Consider the following 17022-nt stretch of genomic DNA (forward strand, 5'->3'; position numbering starts at 1 on the left):
GTTAATTGACGACGGCTCGGCGATACCCGAGTCCGCATCCGTTGGGGCGGCAGGGTGTTCGGCCGGTGGGGGTTTCGAGACAGTCGCTAGCGCGACTTCCTCAACCACCGGGCGCTGGTTGAGGTGCGAGGAGCGCTAGCGACGAGCCTCGAAACCCGGCGAGATGAACGCCCTCCGATCGCTCGGGCGTCGGGCCACTCCTGTGGTGACTCGGGGCGCCCGCGCGCCTAGCAGGCCGACGCTCGCCGTCAAGGATTCCCTGCGGCGCCTTCGGCGTCCTTGACCGCGAGCCTCGGTCGGCCTGCTGTACGGCGCACTGCCGGCACTCGCAAGCTCGCGCCGCCAGCATGCGCGGGCTTCGCGTATCGCTGGTTGAGGAAGGACGAAGTCCTGTCTCGAAACCCGGTGAGACAATAACCCTTCGGTGAGGACGGCAGGGTGTTCGGCCGGCGGAGGTTTCGAGACAGTCGCTAGCGCGACTTCCTCAACCACCGGCGACCCAGGTAACGATCGGGTCACAACGTCGAATCCCGTTGTGGACAACGCGAAAACCAGGCCGGGGACTGTCGGTGGTCGGTGCTTGGGTGGAGGCATGACAGCGAAGGTCACACCCCACGGACGGCACCGCATCTCGCGTGCCGTCGCGGAGGTGCGGGCCACGCTGGGCGAGGTTGGGGAGCTGCCGCTGTGGAGCGTGCAGGCACCTGAAGCCGCCGAGACCCTCACCGAGCTCGCCAAGCTCGAGTCCCAGGTGGCGGCGCTGAAGCTGAGGGTCGCCAGGCACGCTCAGACCCAGAAGGTCGAGGCCGCCTCCGGCGCCACCAGCACCGCGGCGTGGCTGGCGGTCGCGACCCGCGCGACCCGCCGCGAGACCGCCAGGACGATGCGGCTGGCGGAGCTGCTCGACACCATGCCCGTCGTCGCACAGGCGCTTGGACGCGGTGAGCTGCTGCTGGAGCAGGCCGAGGTCATCGCCAGGGCGATCGACAAGCTCCCCGACGACGTGGACGCCGCGGTCCGCGAGCAGGCGCAGGCCAAACTGGTCGAGCTGGCCCAGCACCACGACGCCAAGGACCTGGTCGTCTTCGGCAATCGCATCCTCGACCTCGTCTGCCCTGAGGTCGGCGAAGCAGCAGAGGCAACAGCCCTCGAGCGCGAGGAGCGCGAGGCCGAGAAGGCCTGCAAACTCACCATGCTCGACGACGGCGAAGGCCGGACCCACGGCCGGTTCGTCATCCCCACCATGCACGCCGAAGCCCTCAAGAAGGCCTTGTTCGCCCACGCCGCGCTCACCCACGAGAAGGTCACCTCGCAGACACTGGGCCAGGCGTTCTGCGACTACATCCTCCGCTACCCCGCCGACCGGCTCCCCCAGCGAGGCGGCGTCAACGCCACCGTCGTCGTCACCATCCCGCTCGCCGTGCTGGAGGGCCGGCTCGCGGCGTGCGAGCTCGACACCGGCACCCGGATCAGCCCCGGCGCCGCCCGACGCCTCGCCTGCGAAGCCGGACTCATCCCCGCTGTCCTCGACGGACAGTCCCAGGTCCTCGACCTCGGCCGCACCCGACGACTGTTCACCACCCCGCAACGGATCGCCCTCGGCCTGCAGCAGAAGACCTGCCGCAGCGAAGGCTGCGACCGACCCGCCTCCACCTGCGAGTCCCACCACAGGACCCGCTGGACCGACGGCGGCAACACCGACCTCCGCGACGGCGTCCTCCTCTGCCCCTCACACCACCAACGAGCACACGACCCGGCCTACAACACGACCTACCTACCCACCGGCAAGGTCCAGTTCCACAGGCGCACGTGAGTCGCCCGTCCCTCCTGAACTGTTTCGGACCGCAACCACGACGGTCGACCCCAGCGAACCCGCCAGCCGCCGACGGCGCGCGCCCACCCACCGCGACCAGCCACGGCGAGCAACCACATTGATCGTCCTGCGACCGCAACCCACCGCGCGCCCGGCAGCCGAACGCGCTGGAGGGCCCTCGTCTCACCGGGTTTCGAGACAGGCGTTGCACGCCTTCCTCAACCAGCGGGAGCGTTGCACGCCTTCCTCAACCAGCGGGAGCGTTGCACGCCTTCCTCAACCAGCGACGCGGTCGAGGAAGGCCAGCACCCGCTCGACGACGAGGGCGGTCGCGTCGGCGTCGTACGACGGGAGCGAGCTGTCGGTGAACAGGTGCTGGTCGCCGGAGTAGGTGAAGACCTCGCCCAGACCGGGGCCGGCGGCGGCCACGACCTCGCGGGCGGCGTCGAGGTCGCCCTCGAGGGCGAAGAACGGGTCCTGGTCCATGCCGTGCACCTGCACGGGGAGACCCGCGGGCCAGGGGCCGACGGCCCACTCCCCCGAGATCGGCAGGCAGGCCTCGAGCAGCACGGCGCCGCGGGAGCCCGGTCGGGTCTGGGCGTGGCGCTGCGCCGTGGCGACCCCCCACGAGATGCCGGCGTGGACGACGTCGGTGGGCAGGTCGGCCAGCCGGGCGTCGACCTCGTCGTCGCTCAGCGTCCGTGCCAGTGACATCCCGTCCTCGAGCGTGTCCGCCACGACGCCCTCGAACAGGTCGGGCGTGTGCACGGTGTGCCCGCCGGCGCGCAGCCGGTCGGCGAGCTCCCGCACCCCGTCGGTGAGTCCCTGCACGTGGTGGAGGAGCAGTACGTCGGCCATGGGGTCCCCTCGTCGTCAACAGCGGTCGACCACGAACGCTACGACGCCGACGGCCCCCTTGCGACAATGCCTGCGTGACCCTCGCCCGCTCGCTCGTCCTGTTCGCCGCGGCCGCGCTCGCCGAGATCGGCGGCGCCTGGCTGGTCTGGCAGGGCGTCCGCGAGCACCGCGGCTGGCTCTGGGTCGGCGCCGGGCTGGTCGCGCTCGGCCTCTACGGCTTCGTGGCGACGCTCCAGCCCGACGCCCACTTCGGCCGCATCCTGGCGGCGTACGGCGGCGTCTTCGTGGCGGGCTCCCTGGCCTGGGGGATGGTCTTCGACGGGTTCCGGCCCGACCGGTGGGACCTCGCTGGCGCGGCGATCTGCCTGGCCGGCGTCGCGGTGATCATGTACGCCCCGCGCGACGCCTGAGGTCTCAGAGCCGGACCTGGCGCACCGGCGAGGCCGACGGCAGGGTGGTGGCCGAGCCGGCGTAGCGCACGGTCAGCCGGTGGGGCCCCGCCGCCAGCCTCGTCGAGCGCACGAGGACGGTGCCGTCACGTCCGAGCCGCGCCGACCCGACCAGCCGCCTGCCGTCGTAGACCCGCACCCGACCGCTGGGCCGGGCGTCCGGTCCGGTCACCTTCACCCGGACCGTCCCCCGCGTGCCCCGGCGCAGCCGGTAGGTCGCGGTGGTCGTGGTCGGCGACTTCACCGTGACCGCCGCGACCCCCGAGCGTGACTCGAGGTGCTCCGGGCTCCGGTGCACGACGACGAGGCGGTGCGCGCCCACCGGCAGCGACACCCACAGCCGCCGGGCCGCGGGCCAGGTGCCGACCGCGCGGCCGCCGTCGAGCACCGTCAACGTGCCGGACGTGACCGGCACGCCGGCGGAGGCGACCGCCACGTCGAGCGGCACCGGGACGCGGCTGGAGGCGACGGCTGGGGCGCCCAGCCGGGTGGTGGCCGGCCGGGCGGGCGGCGCCTCGACGACGTAGTCGAGCTCGGTCATCCGCACGTGCCCGGCCCGGTCGGAGGCGAAGACCAGCACCCGGTGCACGCCCGGGCGGGACGTGTCGAAGGTGCCGTCGGGGCGGAGCCCGTCGGTCCAGCAGTCGGCGAGGCCCGACAGGGCGTCGGCGCAGGAGTACGACGGCGCGGCGACCGCGCCGAGCGCGAGCGGCGGCTGCGGGGCGACGTCGATCGTCGGGCCGCGCAGGTCGACCCGCACGGTGAGGGCCGCCTCGGGGCCGGCGGCGCCCGAGGCGTCCCGGGCCCGCACCCGCAGCGTGCTCTCACCCTCCTGGTCGAGCACGAACGACGCCAGGCGACCCTCGCGCACGCCGCTGTCCTGCGGGTTGCTCAGCTGCCAGTGCAGGCGCTCCACCAGGGCGCCTGCCGCACCCGGGAACGCTGCGACGTCGACCGTGACCGGCACCGGCCACCAGCCGTGCTCCGACGGCTCGCCGCGAGGCACGAGCGACACCGTCGGCAGCGCCGGGTCGTCGGCAGCCCGCGCCGGGGCGGTCGAGCCGGCGCCGACGAGGGCGCCGGCGAGCAGGACGCCGGCCAGGGGTGCGCCGGCGAGGCGGACGAGGCGGGTGGGGCGGGGCATGCGGCGTTCCTTCCGGTCACGGGTGACCGAACGGTGCCGGGCGGCTTGTCCCGGCCGCGAGGGCGCGCCGTCCCGCGTGGCCGCCCCTGTGTCCCGCCGTCAGCGCCGGTTGTCGACGACGCGCAGCCGGTCGGGCTCGAACCCGTGGGCGATGCCCCAGAGCACCGCCTGTGCGCGGCGCTCGACGCCCATCTTGCGGTAGGCGGTGCGGATGTAGGTCTTGACCGAGTTGATACTGAGGTAGGTGCGCTCGGCGATCTCCCGGTTGGAGAGGCCCTGGGTGATCAGCGCCACCACCTCGGCCTCGCGGGCGCTCAGCCCCACGTCGCGGCCGGGCCACTCGCCGCGCTCGGTGCCGAGAGAGGAGTCGCCGACCGGCGCCACGGTGCCGCCGCGGTGCACCTCCTCGATGCCGACCACGATCTCCTCCGCCGACATCGCCTTGGACAGGTAGCCGCGGGCTCCCCGCGCCAGGGTGTTCTCCACCAGCTCGGGGTGGAGGTTCCAGCTGAACACGATCACCTTCGCGTGCCCGTCGCGCACCAGGCCGTCGAGGTCGACGCCGTCGCCCTGCACCTGGCCGAAGGTGTCGTAGAGGATCACGTCGACGTCGCTCACGACCGGCAGCCCGGAGTCGAGCTCGACGACCGCGACCCGGTCGGAGAACGGCTCGAGCAGGGAGGCGACACCGGCGACCACGAGCTCGTAGTCGTTGACGATGGCGACGGTGATGGGCGGGGTGCTGGGCATGAGGAGGCCAGCGTAGGCCCCCGACACGCCCCGCGCCTCCCTCAGGTCGACGTCCGGGCCCGGTAGACAGGGATCGGCCCCGCGGAGTATGAGTCCGCGGGGCCCCGCACGTGGCAGGTCAGCCGGCGGCGTAGGCGTCGATCTCGCCGAGCACCCGGGCCCGCACGTCGTCCGGGGCGAACGACGCCCGCACCGCCGTCCTCGCCAGTTCAGCGGCGCCGGCGGCGTCGAGGCCGAGCAGGTCGGCCGCGATCTCGTACTCCCGGTTGAGGGTCGTCCCGAACATCGGCGGGTCGTCGGAGTTGACGGTCACGACCACCCCGGCATCGCGGAACGCCCGGATCGGGTGGTCCTCCAGGCTGGCGACCGCCCGGGTGGCGAGGTTGGACGACGGGCAGACCTCCAGCGGGATGCCGGTGGCGGCTAGGTGGGCGAGCAGCTCGGGGTCCTGGGCCGCCGAGGTGCCGTGGCCGATCCGCTCGGCGCGCAGCACCCGCAGCGCGTCCCAGACCGTCTCGGGCCCGGTGGTCTCGCCCGCGTGGGGCACGCAGCGCAGGCCGGCCTCGCGCGCGGCGTCGAAGTGGCGCTGGAACTGCGGCCGCGGGACGCCGATCTCCGGCCCGCCCAGGCCGAACCCCACCAGTCCCTCGGGTCGGTGGTTCAGCGCGATGTCGAGGGTGCCGTCGGCGCCGGGGATGCCGAACTCCCCGGGGATGTCGTAGATCCAGCGCAGCACCAGCCCGAAGTCGCGCTCGGCCTCCAGCCGCGCCGCCTCGATCGCCTCGGTGTAGCCCTCCACGGGCATGCCCAGGTCGTCGTCGTGCGGCCGCACCGAGGTGTACGGCGTGCACGTCAGCTCGGCGTAGCGCAGCTGCTGCCCGGTCGCCATCTCCCGGGCGATCTCGTAGGTGAGGTAGTGGATGTCCTCTGGGGTGCGGATCAGCGCCACCACCGCGAGGTAGACCTCGATGAAGTGGGCGAAGTCGCGGAAGGCGAAGAACTCCCGAAGCCGGTCGGGGTCGCTGGGGACGGTGCCGGGGTGACGGCTCGCGAGCTCGCTGACGATCCGCTCGGAGGCGGAACCGACGTGGTGCACGTGCAGCTCGGCCTTGGGCAGGCCGGCGATGAAGGCGGAGAGGTCGGTCACGCTCGCGATGATCTCAGCGACCCGCGGCGCCGGGGCAAATCGCAGCGGCGGTCCGAGGCCCTCCCGCGACCACGGACAGGGTGGTCGCGAGAGGGCGGTCCGGGAGCCGGCTCAGCCGACCAGCTCGACGATCCGGTCGGCGAGGTCCTCCATCGAGCCCTCCTGCACGACCTCGCCGTCCACCAGCACCGTCGGCGTGCCCTGCACGCCGGCCTCGGAGGCCGCGCGCGTCGCCTCGTCGACCCAGTCCTTGCCGGCGAGGTCCTCGATGCCGGCGGCGACGGCGTCGCGGTCGGCCCCGGCCTCGACCGCGAGGTCGACCAGCTCGCCGTCCTCCGGGAACGGGCCCTCCTCCGACGGCTGGTTCTCGAAGAGCAGGTCGTGGAACTCCTTGGCGACCTCCGGACCCGACTCCTCGAGCACGACGGCGAACGCCGCGGTGGCACGGATGGGGTAGTCGCTGATCCGGCTGAGCAGGTCGAACGGCCGGTACTCGACGTAGACCTTGCCCGCCTCGGCCAGCTCGGCGAGGTCGTCGCGCGACGCCGCCTCGAGGTCACCGCAGAACGGGCAGAGGAAGTCCTCGTAGATGACCACCTGGTGCGGCGCGTCGGGGTCGCCGATCGCCACGCCGTGGTCGCCCTCGCCCGCCGGGGCGGCGCTGACGTCCTTGCTGTCGTCCATCGACCGCACCACCAGGAACCCGAGCAGCACGATCAGCGCCAGCACGCCGGCGACGCCGGCCATCATCGTTCGGGCGCGGCGGCGCTGGGCCGCCTCGGCCTCGCGCTTCGCCTCCTCCAGCCGCGCGGCGCGCTTGGCCTGGGCCTGCTTGGACATCTCAGGATCCTTCGTTCAGGGGGACGGTCGAGCGGTCGTCGTGGTCGGGCTCGTGGTCGGGCTCGTGGTCGGGCTCGGGGTCGAGCGCCGGGGCGGGACGGCGGAGGAGCAGCGAGTCGAGCGCGAGCCGGGTGCGCGGCAGCCAGGCGACGTAGACGGAGAGTGCCAGCAGCCCGACGTCGCGCGCGATCTCCCAGGGGTACGACGACGCGGCGCCCGGCTCGTGCCCGCCGCCGCCGAAGCAGCCGCAGTCGATCTCCATGCCGCGCGCCCACACCGAGGCGATGCCGATGATGAAGGCGAGGAACAGCACCGCCGAGAGCACGCCGGAGCCGCGGGTCAGCAGCCCGAGCACCAGCGTGACGCCCACGACGAGCTCGACCACCGGCAGCAGCTGCCCGACCGTCGGCACCACCGCCTCGGGGAGCAGGTCGTAGGCGCGGACGGCCTGGACGCTGGTGGCGGGGTCGGGCAGCTTCACGACCGCGGCCCAGATCCACACGCCGCCGGTCACCAGACGTGCCAGCAGGCCCAGCCACTCCTTCACGTGCCCGGACGGTACCGGCCGATGCTGAACCGGCGCTGAGAGCAGCCACCGGGCGGCACCGTAGGCTGGCCGACTGTGAACGAACGACTGGTCTGGATCGACTGCGAGATGACCGGCCTCGAGCTGGGTGCCGACGCGCTGATCGAGGTGGCTGCCCTGGTCACCGACTTCGACCTCAACGTGCTCGGCGAGGGGATCGACCTGGTCGTGAAGCCGCCCGCCGCCGCACTGGAGCAGATGACCGACTACGTGCGGACCATGCACGAGAAGTCCGGGCTGCTCGCCGAGCTCGACTCCGGCCTCACCCTCGCCGACGCCGAGGCGCAGGTGCTCGCCTACGTGCAGGAGCACTGCCCGCCCAACAGCCGGCCCCCGCTCGCCGGCAACACGGTCGCCACCGACCGCTCGTTCCTCGCCCGCGACATGCCAACGCTCGAGTCGTTCCTGCACTACCGGATCGTCGACGTCTCCTCGATCAAGGAGCTGTCGCGCCGCTGGTTCCCCCGCGCCTACTTCCAGGCCCCCTCCAAGCGCGGCAACCACCGGGCGCTGGCCGACATCCAGGAGAGCATCGAGGAGCTGCGCTACTACCGCGAGGCGGTCTTCGTGGCCCCTCCCGGCCCCGACAGCGACACCGCCCGCGCGCTCGCCGAGAAGCACGGCGGAGCCCTCACCGGGCTGGGTGCGCCGCCCGCGGACACCGATTCCACGTCCGGGGCCTGACTCCCCTAGACTTTTCCCCGGCCCGGACGATCCGGGGCCGTGGTGGGTATAGCTCAGCTGGTAGAGCGCCGCGTTGTGGTCGCGGATGTCGCGGGTTCAAGTCCCGTTACTCACCCCACGGGCTCGAGCCCCCGCCCTGCACCAGGGTCGGGGGCTCGAGTCGTTCGCGGGCGTCGTTCGGGCGGTCGGCTCAGTCGGCCGCGGTCCAGGCCTGCTTGAGCGTGACCCGTCCCTGGGTCTGCAGCAGGGCCCGGCGGTAGAGCCGCTCGGCGAGCACGACCGTGGCCGCCATCGCCGCGCCCAGGAGCAGCAGGGCGACCACCGGCTCCCACGCGGCGGCGTCGCCGTTGAGCACCCGGATCGGCATCAGCACGATCGAGAACGGCGGCACGTACGACGCGATCGTCTGCACGACGCCCTCGAACAGGAATGCCCCGAAGAACACCGCCATGATCAGGAAGCTCAGCGGCGTGGCCGTCGTCTGGAGGTCCTCGGCGCGGCTGGCGAGCGCCCCCGCCACCGCCCACCAGCAGGCGATGAACGTGAACCCGACGAGGAAGAACGCGGCGAACCAGCCGACCCCCGCGGAGACGTCGCCGAGGAACGAGGAGTAGTCGGTGAAGGTGATGCCGACCAGACCCACCCCCACGATCAGCGCCGTCTGCCCCAGCGCGAGCAGGGTGTTGCCCGCGATCTTGCCGATGAGCAGCTGGCGCACCGGGATCTTGGTGGTGATGATCTCCACGATCCGGTTGGCCTTCTCCTCCACGATGCTGCCGGAGAGCGTGTAGCCGAAGCCGAGCGCCGCGAAGTAGAACAGGAACGCGAGCAGCACCCCCATCGCCTCCGCGAAGTCCTGCCGCTCGGCGTCGCCCTCGAGCAGCTCGGTGTCGACCGTGCTGCCCCGCTGGAGCTCCTCCAACGACGTGCCGGCCGCCTCGGCGTTGGCCGTGAGGGCGGTGGTGCGCACGACGGTCTCGACGGCGAGCGCCAGGTCGTCGTCGACCTCCTCGTCCCCCACCAGCGTCCACCCGTCGTCGGCGGGACGCAGCAGCACGTCGGCGTCCTCGTCCTCCAGCGCGGCCACGCCGGCGTCGTCGGAGTCGACCTCGAGGACCTCGACCTCGATGCCGTCGTCGACCCCCGGCACCGCCTCCTCCAGCAGCTCGGCGGTGGCGAGCCCGTCGGCCGTGGCCGCCACGGTGTAGGTGTCGGAGCGCCCCTCCGACCAGGCGGTCCAGCCAAGGAAGCCGACGAGCAGCACCAGGGTGATCGCGGTGCCGATCAGGAACGACTTGTCGGTGAGCCGGGTGACGACCTCGCGGCGGGCCACCAGCCGCCACGGACGTCGGGCAGGGGGCGTGGTGGGCGTCGTGGGCGAACTCATGCGGTGACCTCCCGGTAGATCTCCGACAGCGGGGCGCGGACGACGGCGAGCTCGCGGACCTCGCCGCGGGCCAGCCCCTCGGTGAGCAGCACCCGGCGTACGGCGTCCGCCCCGCCCTCGTCGGGGGCGGTGACCTGCACCAGGGCCTCGGGCCCGTCGACGGCGACGACGTCGAGACCGGCGACGTCGCGCACCCAGCCGGCGTCGCCGTCGGTGACCAGGCGCAGGCGCTCGGGGCCGCGGGCCCGCAGCTCCTCGACCGTGCCCTCGACGACGACCCGGCCGGCTCGCAGCACCACGATCCGGTCGCAGAGACGCTCGACCAGGTCGAGCTGGTGGCTGGAGAACAGCACGGGGACGCCGCGCGCGGTCTCCTCGCGCAGCAGGTCGACCATCGAGTCGACGGCGGCGGGATCGAGGCCCGAGAACGGCTCGTCGAGGATCAGCGCCTGCGGCTGGTTGAGCAGCGCGGCAATGATCTGCACGCGTTGCTGGTTGCCGAGGCTGAGCTTCTCCACCCGGTCGCCTGCGCGGTCGGTGAGCCCGAAGCGCTCCAGGCTCGCCGCGGCGGAGTCGCGAGCCGCGCTCGCCGTGAGCCCGGAGAGCTCGCCGAGGTAGACGAGCTGGTCGAGGATCTTCTGCTTGGGGTAGAGGCCGCGCTCCTCGGGCATGTAGCCGAAGCGCCTCCGGTCGGCAGCGGTGATCGGCCGTCCCTGCCAGCGGACCTCCCCCGCCGAGAGGGCCAGCAGTCCCATGATCATCCGCATCGTGGTGGTCTTGCCGGCGCCGTTGCCGCCGACGAAGCCGGTCAGCAGCCCGCCCGGAACGTCGAAGGACACGTCGTCGACCGCGACGTGCTCGCCGAAGCGTCGGACCAGACCCCGAGTCTCGATCATGGCCGCCACCGTAGCGACCCGGTGGTCCGGCGCCGGGGCGCGGGCGGCACGCACTAGGCTCCCCCGTGCCGTGAACGACGTCCTCCCGCCCCGCACCGCCGGCGGCCTGGTTCGTCGCACGCTCCGCCGCCAGCGTCGCCGCCTGCTCGCCAGCATCGGCCTGATCACGCTCTGGCAGGTCTGCGAGGCCGCGGTGCCGGTGCTGATCGGCGTGGTCATCGACCGGGCGGTCGCCACCGGCGACGTCGGCGCTCTGGTGCTGTGGGCCGGCGTGCTGTGCGCGCACTTCACCGTCCTCAGCCTCGCCTACCGGTTCGGCGCCCGCGTCGAGGTCCGCGCCGAGATGGTCGAGGGTCACCGGCTGCGCACCGAGGTCTCCGCCCACGTGCTGTCGCCCCGCGGCGCCCGCACCGAGCGGCTGCCGGGCGAGGTGCTCTCGATCGCGACCTCCGACGCCGAGCAGGTCGCCAAGGTGGTGCCGCAGGTCGCGACCACCGCTGCGGCGGTCGTGGGCCTGTGCGTCAGCGCGGCGGCGCTCGCCACGATCGACGTGCAGGTGGCGCTGGTGATCCTGCTCGGCGTGCCGACCGTGCTGGTCGTGACCCAGGTCCTCGCGCCCCGGCTGGCCCGCCGCAGCGGGGAGAGGCAGGAGGCGCTGGGCCGGGCCACCGGCACCGCGACCGACCTGGTGCGCGGCCTGCGTCCGCTCAAGGGCATCGGCGCCGAGGACGAGGCGGTCCGCCGCTACCGCGCGACCAGCCGCGACGCCGTCCGCGCGAGCGTCGCCGCCGCCGGCTGGCAGGGTGCGCTCTACGGCGTGACGCTGGCCATCTCCGGGGCGTTCCTCGCGCTGGTGGCGCTGCTCGCCGGGAGCCGCGCCCTCGACGGCACGCTGTCGGTGGGCGAGCTGGTCGCGATCGTGGGGCTGGCCCAGTTCGTGGCCGAGCCGATGGGGATGCTGGCCTACCTCGTCGCGGCGCTGGCCGGTTCGCGGGCCAGCGCGAAGCGACTGGTCGAGCTGCTCTCGGCTCCCCCGCTGCTGCTCGTGGGCGAGCGCGCCGGCGACGGCCGGCCCACCCTCTCGCTCGACGACGTCGCCCACGGTCCGCTGACCGGCTTCACCCTCGACGTCGAGCCCGGCTCGCTGGTCGCGGTCGTCACCGACGAGCCGGCCGACGCCGCCGCGCTGCTCGCGCTGCTGCGCGGCGAGGCCGCCCCCGAGCAGGGCCGGGTCCTGCTCGGCGGCGTGGAGCTCACCGAGCAGCCGCCCGGCAGCGACCGGCGCGGTCTCCTCGTGGCCGACCACCACGTCGACCTGTTCGAGGGCACGCTGCGCAGCAACGTCGACCCGGCCGGCCGCCTCGACGACGCCGGCCTGACCCGGGTGCTGGAGGACTCCGCGGTCGCCGACCTGGTCTCGGCCTCCGAGCACGGCCTCGACGAGCCGGTGACCGTGCAGGGCACCACGCTGTCGGGGGGCCAGCGCCAGCGGCTGGGCCTGGCCCGGGCGCTCGCCGCCGACCCGCCGCTGCTGGTGCTGCACGACCCCACGAGCGCGGTCGACGGCGTGACCGAGCAGCGGATCGCCGACGCGCTGCGCACCGGCCGGCACGCCGTGCCCGGCCGCACCACCGTCGTGCTCACCTCCAGCCCGGCGCTGCTGGCCCGCGCCGACCTCGTCGTCCACGTCAGCGGCGGCAGGGTGGTGCGCAGCGGCACCCACCGGGCGCTCTGCGACCACGCCGACTACCGGCGCACGGTGCTGCGATGAGCGCGGCCACCCGGCTCCCGGTCTCGACCGCTCGCGAGGCCGCGAGGCTCACCGGCGCGCTGGTGCTGCGGCGCCGAGGCGTCCTGACCGCCTGCGTCACGGCGTTCGTGGTGCAGGGGCTCGCCGGGCTGGTCGCGCCCTGGATGCTCGGGCGGATCGTCGACGTGGTGCGCGACGGCGGCCCGCGCGACGACCTGGTCGCCGCCGTCGCCTGGATCCTCGGCGCCGCGGTCGTGGGTGGGCTCTCCACGGTGCTCGCCACCGTGCTGCTGGCCAGGGTGGCCGAGCCCGCGCTCGCCGACCTGCGCGAGCAGGTGGTCGACCGGGCGCTCCACCTCGACTCCGCCGAGCTCGAGGCGGCCGGGTCGGGGGACCTGCTGTCGCGGGTCGGCGACGACGTGCGGCTGGTCGCGTCGTCGTTCTCCGACGTGGTGCCGTTCCTCGTCAACGCCGTGCTCGCCGTCGTGCTGACCGCGGGCGGGCTGTTCGCACTCGACTGGCGGCTCGGGCTGGCCGGCCTGGTCGCCGGGCCCTTCTACGTCGCCAGCCTGCGCTGGTACCTGCCGCGCTCCGGCCCCTACTACCGGCGCGAGCGCGAGGCCAACGGCGACCGGGCCGAGGCGTTGCTCACCGGGGTCCACGGCAGCCGCACGCTGCGCGCGTTCGGCCTGGCCGCGGGCCACCAGGAGCAGGTGGCCGCCGCGTCGTGGCGCTCCGCGTCGCTGACCATCGACGTCTTCCACCTGCTCACCCGGTTCTTCGGGCGCAACAACCGCGCCGAGCTGGTGGGGCTGCTCGCGATCCTGCTGGTCGGCTTCGCGCTGGTGCGCGCCGACGCCGCCTCGGTCGGGGCGGCGACCGCCGCGGCGCTGTTCTTCCACCGCCTCTTCAACCCCATCGGCGGCCTGGTGACGCTCTTCGACGAGGCGCAGTCGGCCGGCGCCTCGCTCACCCGCCTGGCCGGCCTCGCGCTGCTGCCGCCGCCGGTGCGACCGGCGCCCACCGGCGTCCCCGCCGGCGCCGGCCTCGCCGTCCGGGGGCTGCACCACGAGTACGTCCCCGGACGGCCGGCCATCGACGAGGTCGACATCGAGGTCCCGCGCGGTCACCGGGTCGCGGTGGTCGGCGCCTCGGGGGCGGGCAAGTCCACCCTGGGGCTGGCCGTGGCCGGCCGGCTGGTGCCGACCCGGGGGGACGTCCGGCTCGGTGGGGTGCCACTCGCGACCGCCGACACCGGCGACCGCCCGGCCGTCGCGCTGGTCACCCAGGAGGTGCACGTCTTCTCCGGCACCCTGCGCGACAACCTCACGCTCGCCGCCCCCGGGGCCGACGACGCGCGGCTCGAGGCCGCGCTGCGCACCGTCGGCGCCTGGCCCGCCGTCGCGGCCCTCCCCGAGCGCCTCGGCACCCGGGTCGGCGACGGCGCTACCCCGCTCGCCCCGGCCCTGGCCCAGCAGCTGGCCCTGGCCCGGGTGGTGCTGGCCGACCCGTGGGTGGTGGTGCTCGACGAGGCCACGGCCGAGGCGGGCTCGACCGGCGCCCGCGACCTCGAGCAGGCCGCCACCGCCGCCACCCAGGGCCGCACCACGCTCACCATCGCCCACCGGCTCACCCAGGCCCAGCACGCTGACGCCGTGGTGGTGATGGAGGCGGGCCGGGTGGTCGAGGCGGGCCCGCACCACGAGCTGGTCGCCGCCCGTGGCCGCTACGCGCGGTTGTGGGCGGCCTGGGCTGACGCCCCGGAAATACCTGACTAGAGTCAGAGATGTGACCGAGACCGCCGTGCTGCGCCACTTCAACCGGACCTGGAGCCAGCGGGTGGGGGCGCTCGACGACTCCTTCCTCGGCCTCGGCCTACCGTTGGGAGCGGCCCGGCTGGTCTTCGAGGTGGGCACCGCGGGCGCGTCGGTGCGCGACCTGCGCGAGCGGCTCGACCTCGACTCCGGCTACCTCAGCCGGTTGCTGCGCACGCTCACCGACAGCGGCCTGGTCTCCGTCGCACCCGACCCCGCCGACGGCCGGCGCCGGCTCGTCACGCTGACCGCCCGCGGGCGGCGTACGCACGCCACGCTGGAGGAGCGCTCGGAGCGGCTGGCCGCCGACCTGGTGGCGCCGTTGACCGAGCGGCAGCGCGGGCGGCTGGTCGAGGCGCTGGCCGGCGCCGACCTGCTGATCCGGGCGGCGACCGTGCGGCTGCGCGAGGTCGACCCGCGCTCCCCCGAGGCGCTCGACGCCGTGGGGCGCTACGTCGCCGAGCTCGACCGCCGCTTCCCCGACGGGTTCGACCCCGGGGAGCCCGACCACGAGGGCACCTTCGTGCTGGCCACCAGCGACGGTGCCCCGGTGGCCTACGGCGGCGTCCGGCCGCTCGACGACGGCTCCGGCGAGATCAAGCGGATGTGGGTCGACGACGCCTGGCGCGGTGCCGGGCTCGGCTCGCGGATGCTGCGCCACCTCGAGGCGCTCGCGGCCCGGCTGGGGCACCGCCGCGTGGTGCTCGACACCAACCCGACGCTGGTCGAGGCGATCGCGATGTACGAGCGGGCCGGCTACAGCCCGATCCCCCGCTACAACGACAACCCCTACGCCGGGGCGTGGTTCGAGAAGGTGCTGGCGTAGGCGGTCAGGTCTCCTCGGCCAGCAGGTCCCAGGCGGTGACGATCGGCGCGAGCCGGGCCTCGGCCCAGAGTCCGAGCTGGTCGTGGTGGTGGGGGCTGCGGGGGTCGCCCGAGGCGCCGAGCGGCACGACCCAGCCGCCGGCGGTGCGGTCGGCGAGGTCCCAGACGTAGCGGGCGACCGAGCCGCGCACGCACGCGTCGGTCACCCCGGGGACCGAGCCGGCGCAGCGCACGCAGTCGTGATCGCCCGAGACGCCGACGTCCGGCAGCTCCAGCGCCGGGTGCGGCGACAGCGTGGTCTCGAAGGCGTGCACCACCCTCAGGACGTGCACCTCGCCCCAGGTGCTGGTCTGCTCCAGCCGCTCGGACGCCTCCGCCAGCGCCTCGGCCGCGAGGGCCGCCAGGTCGAGTCCGAACGGCGCACCGTGGGCGAGCAGGGTGTCCAGTGCCTGGGCGACCCGGGTGGTCAGGTCGTGCCACGGCTCGAGCAGCGCGGGGTGGCCCGACGGCTCGGTCAGCGGCGCCAGCCGGGGTGCGGCGGCGATCCTCCGCACCAGCGCGCCGCGCCAGGCGGCGAAGGCCGCGGCGCCGCGGGAGCCGGCGTCCATCCGGCCGTCCCAGTCGAGGATCGCGGTCAGGGCCGGCAGCCCGCGCGGCTCGGCTGGCGTCGCGAGCAGCAGCGCCCGCACGGCGTCGTAGGTCGGAAGCAGGGTGTCGGCGTGCACCTCGGCGAAGTCCGCCGCGTCGAGCTCGGAGCGGCCGCTCAGCAGCGCGGCGATCCGCCGGGCCCGGTGGGGCGGGGCGAACGCCGCGCCGATCGCGTCGCTCTCGGGCCCGCGGCGCTCGTTGGCGGTGACCACCTGCCCGTCGGCCGGCACGTCGTGGGCGGGCAGCGGGTCCACCCAGCCCCGCCAAGCGGCTGCGGGGTCGTCGGCGGCCACCACGCCGCGCCGGTTGGCGTCGTCGCGCAGCGGCACCCGCCCGGCCACGCGGTAGCGCACCGCACCGGTCGAGTCGGCGACGACCACGTTGTTGACCGGCTCGACCCAGCGGTCCAGGGCCCGGTCGACGTCGTCGACGGTGCGGGCGCGCAGCAGCGGCAGCAGGGCGTCAAATCCGAGGTCGCCGAGCTCGTCGGAGGCGGTGCGCAGGCTCAGCCCGACTCCGTCGGCCACCGAGCCGTCGAAGACGCAGCCGCGCGGGGTGCGCACCACCTCGACGTCGACTGGCTCCCCGTCGCGGACGGCGACGGTCTCGCGGTGCGAGGCGGCCCGCTCCCAACCGTCGGGACCGAGCGCCTCCACGCGGCCGTCGCGGCGGCGCAAGGTCTCGCGGAAGACGTCCTGGTAGTCGCCCATCGCGTTGGTGATCGCCCAGGCGACGCCGCCGGCGTGGGCGAAGTGGGCCACCCCGGGCACGCCCGGGAAGGCCAACCCCACCACGTCGAACGCGTCGTCGGGGTCCTCGCACGCCAGCCGCACCTGCGCGTAGACGTTCGGGTGCTCCAGCGTGCGGTGCGGGTCGCCGCCGATGAGCGGCCGGCCGCTCGCGGTGCGGGCCGGGCCCACGGCCCAGGCGTTGCTGCCGCTGGGGTGGGGGCCCTCGGCCGAGAGCAGCTCGGCCTCGTCGCCGAGCACCTCGCGGGCCCGGTGGAGCCAGAGCTTCGAGGGCATCGCCGCGAACAGCACGTGCTGGGCGAGGAAGACCGCCAGCGGCGTCCACGGCTCCCACGGGGTGGGGGCCAGGTCGAGCCGTCGCAACTCGGGACAGTCGGGGTCGAGGCCGGCGTTGACCCCCTCGACGTACGCCGCCACGAACGCCGCGGTCTCGGGCTCGAGCGCCGCGGCGGCCCGGCGGGCGGTGCCGGCCAGGCAGGCGCGGCGAGCGAACACGTCCCAGCCGGTCGCCCCCGCACCGAGCGCCTCGGCCACGGTGCCGGTGGCTCGGCGCCGCAGCCACTCCAGCTGCCAGGTGCGGTCGCGGGCGGTGACCCGGCCCTGGCCACGCGCCAGGTCGGACACCGACGCGGCCCGGACGTGCGGGACCCCCAGGGGGTCGCGGTAGGTCCGAGCCACGTCG

General features: G+C 74.5%; 15 protein-coding genes and 1 tRNA gene. 7 read left to right on the forward strand and 9 right to left on the reverse strand.

The features are described from left to right. Positions 1 to 592: 592 nt before the first annotated feature. Positions 593 to 1813, forward strand: coding sequence for an HNH endonuclease signature motif containing protein (locus JT721_RS16400; RefSeq protein ID WP_205474340.1), 1221 nt, complete (start codon positions 593 to 595; stop codon positions 1811 to 1813). Positions 1814 to 2089: 276 nt separating this feature from the next. Here the strand turns inward: JT721_RS16400 and JT721_RS16405 are convergent, their stop codons facing one another. After that, on the reverse strand, positions 2090 to 2671 hold the full coding sequence (locus JT721_RS16405; RefSeq protein WP_205474341.1) for a dienelactone hydrolase family protein: 582 nt from the start codon (positions 2669 to 2671) through the stop codon (positions 2090 to 2092). Positions 2672 to 2745: 74 nt separating this feature from the next. On the opposite strand from JT721_RS16405, the gene JT721_RS16410 reads away from it, so the two are divergent. After that, complete coding sequence (locus JT721_RS16410) at positions 2746 to 3081, forward strand: YnfA family protein (protein ID WP_205474342.1); 336 nt, start codon at positions 2746 to 2748, stop codon at positions 3079 to 3081. 4 nt (positions 3082 to 3085) lie between these two features. On the opposite strand, the gene JT721_RS16415 is transcribed toward JT721_RS16410, so the two are convergent. The 5 genes from JT721_RS16415 to JT721_RS16435 form a co-directional block, all read right to left on the reverse strand. Beyond that, positions 3086 to 4264: an Ig-like domain-containing protein gene (locus JT721_RS16415; RefSeq protein WP_205474343.1), complete on the reverse strand. Its 1179-nt coding sequence runs from the start codon at positions 4262 to 4264 to the stop codon at positions 3086 to 3088. Positions 4265 to 4363: 99 nt separating this feature from the next. After that, a complete protein-coding gene (locus JT721_RS16420) occupies positions 4364 to 5014 on the reverse strand; it encodes a response regulator transcription factor (RefSeq protein WP_205474344.1) in 651 nt (216 codons plus the stop codon). Positions 5015 to 5132: 118 nt separating this feature from the next. Further along, positions 5133 to 6161 (reverse strand): adenosine deaminase, encoded by a 1029-nt coding sequence (locus tag JT721_RS16425; RefSeq protein WP_307828101.1) that lies wholly within the window; start codon positions 6159 to 6161, stop codon positions 5133 to 5135. Between the two features lie 111 nt (positions 6162 to 6272). Next, positions 6273 to 7001, reverse strand: a complete 729-nt coding sequence (locus JT721_RS16430; RefSeq protein WP_205474345.1) for a thioredoxin domain-containing protein — start codon at positions 6999 to 7001, stop codon at positions 6273 to 6275. A gap of 1 nt (position 7002) precedes the next feature. After that, complete coding sequence (locus JT721_RS16435; protein ID WP_205474346.1) at positions 7003 to 7548, reverse strand: MauE/DoxX family redox-associated membrane protein; 546 nt, start codon at positions 7546 to 7548, stop codon at positions 7003 to 7005. Positions 7549 to 7623: 75 nt separating this feature from the next. Between JT721_RS16435 and orn the strand changes: the two genes are divergently transcribed. Next, on the forward strand, positions 7624 to 8271 hold the full coding sequence (gene orn, locus JT721_RS16440) for an oligoribonuclease (protein ID WP_205474347.1): 648 nt from the start codon (positions 7624 to 7626) through the stop codon (positions 8269 to 8271). A gap of 42 nt (positions 8272 to 8313) precedes the next feature. Further along, a tRNA-His gene (locus JT721_RS16445) sits at positions 8314 to 8389 on the forward strand. A gap of 72 nt (positions 8390 to 8461) precedes the next feature. Here the strand turns inward: JT721_RS16445 and JT721_RS16450 are convergent. Continuing rightward, positions 8462 to 9658, reverse strand: a complete 1197-nt coding sequence (locus JT721_RS16450) for an ABC transporter permease (RefSeq protein WP_205474348.1) — start codon at positions 9656 to 9658, stop codon at positions 8462 to 8464. After that, positions 9655 to 10554, reverse strand: coding sequence for an ABC transporter ATP-binding protein (locus tag JT721_RS16455; RefSeq protein WP_205474349.1), 900 nt, complete (start codon positions 10552 to 10554; stop codon positions 9655 to 9657). The genes JT721_RS16450 and JT721_RS16455 overlap by 4 nt, the downstream gene beginning before the upstream one ends. Before the next feature lie 70 nt (positions 10555 to 10624). Between JT721_RS16455 and JT721_RS16460 the strand changes: the two genes are divergently transcribed. The 3 genes from JT721_RS16460 to JT721_RS16470 are packed head-to-tail and all read left to right on the forward strand — an operon-like array spanning position 10625 to position 14944. Then, positions 10625 to 12325, forward strand: coding sequence for an ABC transporter ATP-binding protein (locus tag JT721_RS16460; protein WP_205474350.1), 1701 nt, complete (start codon positions 10625 to 10627; stop codon positions 12323 to 12325). Next, a complete protein-coding gene (locus JT721_RS16465) occupies positions 12322 to 14082 on the forward strand; it encodes an ABC transporter ATP-binding protein (RefSeq protein WP_205474351.1) in 1761 nt (586 codons plus the stop codon). The genes JT721_RS16460 and JT721_RS16465 overlap by 4 nt, the downstream gene beginning before the upstream one ends. A 10-nt stretch (positions 14083 to 14092) precedes the next feature. Then, on the forward strand, positions 14093 to 14944 hold the full coding sequence (locus JT721_RS16470) for a bifunctional helix-turn-helix transcriptional regulator/GNAT family N-acetyltransferase (protein WP_205474352.1): 852 nt from the start codon (positions 14093 to 14095) through the stop codon (positions 14942 to 14944). Positions 14945 to 14948: 4 nt separating this feature from the next. Here the strand turns inward: JT721_RS16470 and JT721_RS16475 are convergent, their stop codons facing one another. Continuing rightward, positions 14949 to 17018, reverse strand: a complete 2070-nt coding sequence (locus tag JT721_RS16475; protein WP_205474353.1) for a penicillin acylase family protein — start codon at positions 17016 to 17018, stop codon at positions 14949 to 14951. Between the last annotated feature and the right edge of the window lie 4 nt (positions 17019 to 17022).

It is taken from the genome of Nocardioides sp. SYSU D00038 (assembly GCF_016924665.1).
GTDB lineage: Bacteria > Actinomycetota > Actinomycetes > Propionibacteriales > Nocardioidaceae > Nocardioides.

Excerpts from the sequence above, each read along its gene's own strand:
- JT721_RS16400 (WP_205474340.1), top strand. The coding sequence starts at position 593 with ATGACAGCGAAGGTCACACCCCACGGACGGCACCGCATCTCGCGTGCC.
- JT721_RS16405 (WP_205474341.1), bottom strand. The coding sequence starts at position 2,671 with ATGGCCGACGTACTGCTCCTCCACCACGTGCAGGGACTCACCGACGGG.
- JT721_RS16415 (WP_205474343.1), bottom strand. The coding sequence starts at position 4,264 with ATGCCCCGCCCCACCCGCCTCGTCCGCCTCGCCGGCGCACCCCTGGCC.
- JT721_RS16420 (WP_205474344.1), bottom strand. The coding sequence starts at position 5,014 with ATGCCCAGCACCCCGCCCATCACCGTCGCCATCGTCAACGACTACGAG.
- JT721_RS16430 (WP_205474345.1), bottom strand. The coding sequence starts at position 7,001 with ATGTCCAAGCAGGCCCAGGCCAAGCGCGCCGCGCGGCTGGAGGAGGCG.
- JT721_RS16450 (WP_205474348.1), bottom strand. The coding sequence starts at position 9,658 with ATGAGTTCGCCCACGACGCCCACCACGCCCCCTGCCCGACGTCCGTGG.
- JT721_RS16455 (WP_205474349.1), bottom strand. The coding sequence starts at position 10,554 with ATGATCGAGACTCGGGGTCTGGTCCGACGCTTCGGCGAGCACGTCGCG.
- JT721_RS16465 (WP_205474351.1), top strand. The coding sequence starts at position 12,322 with ATGAGCGCGGCCACCCGGCTCCCGGTCTCGACCGCTCGCGAGGCCGCG.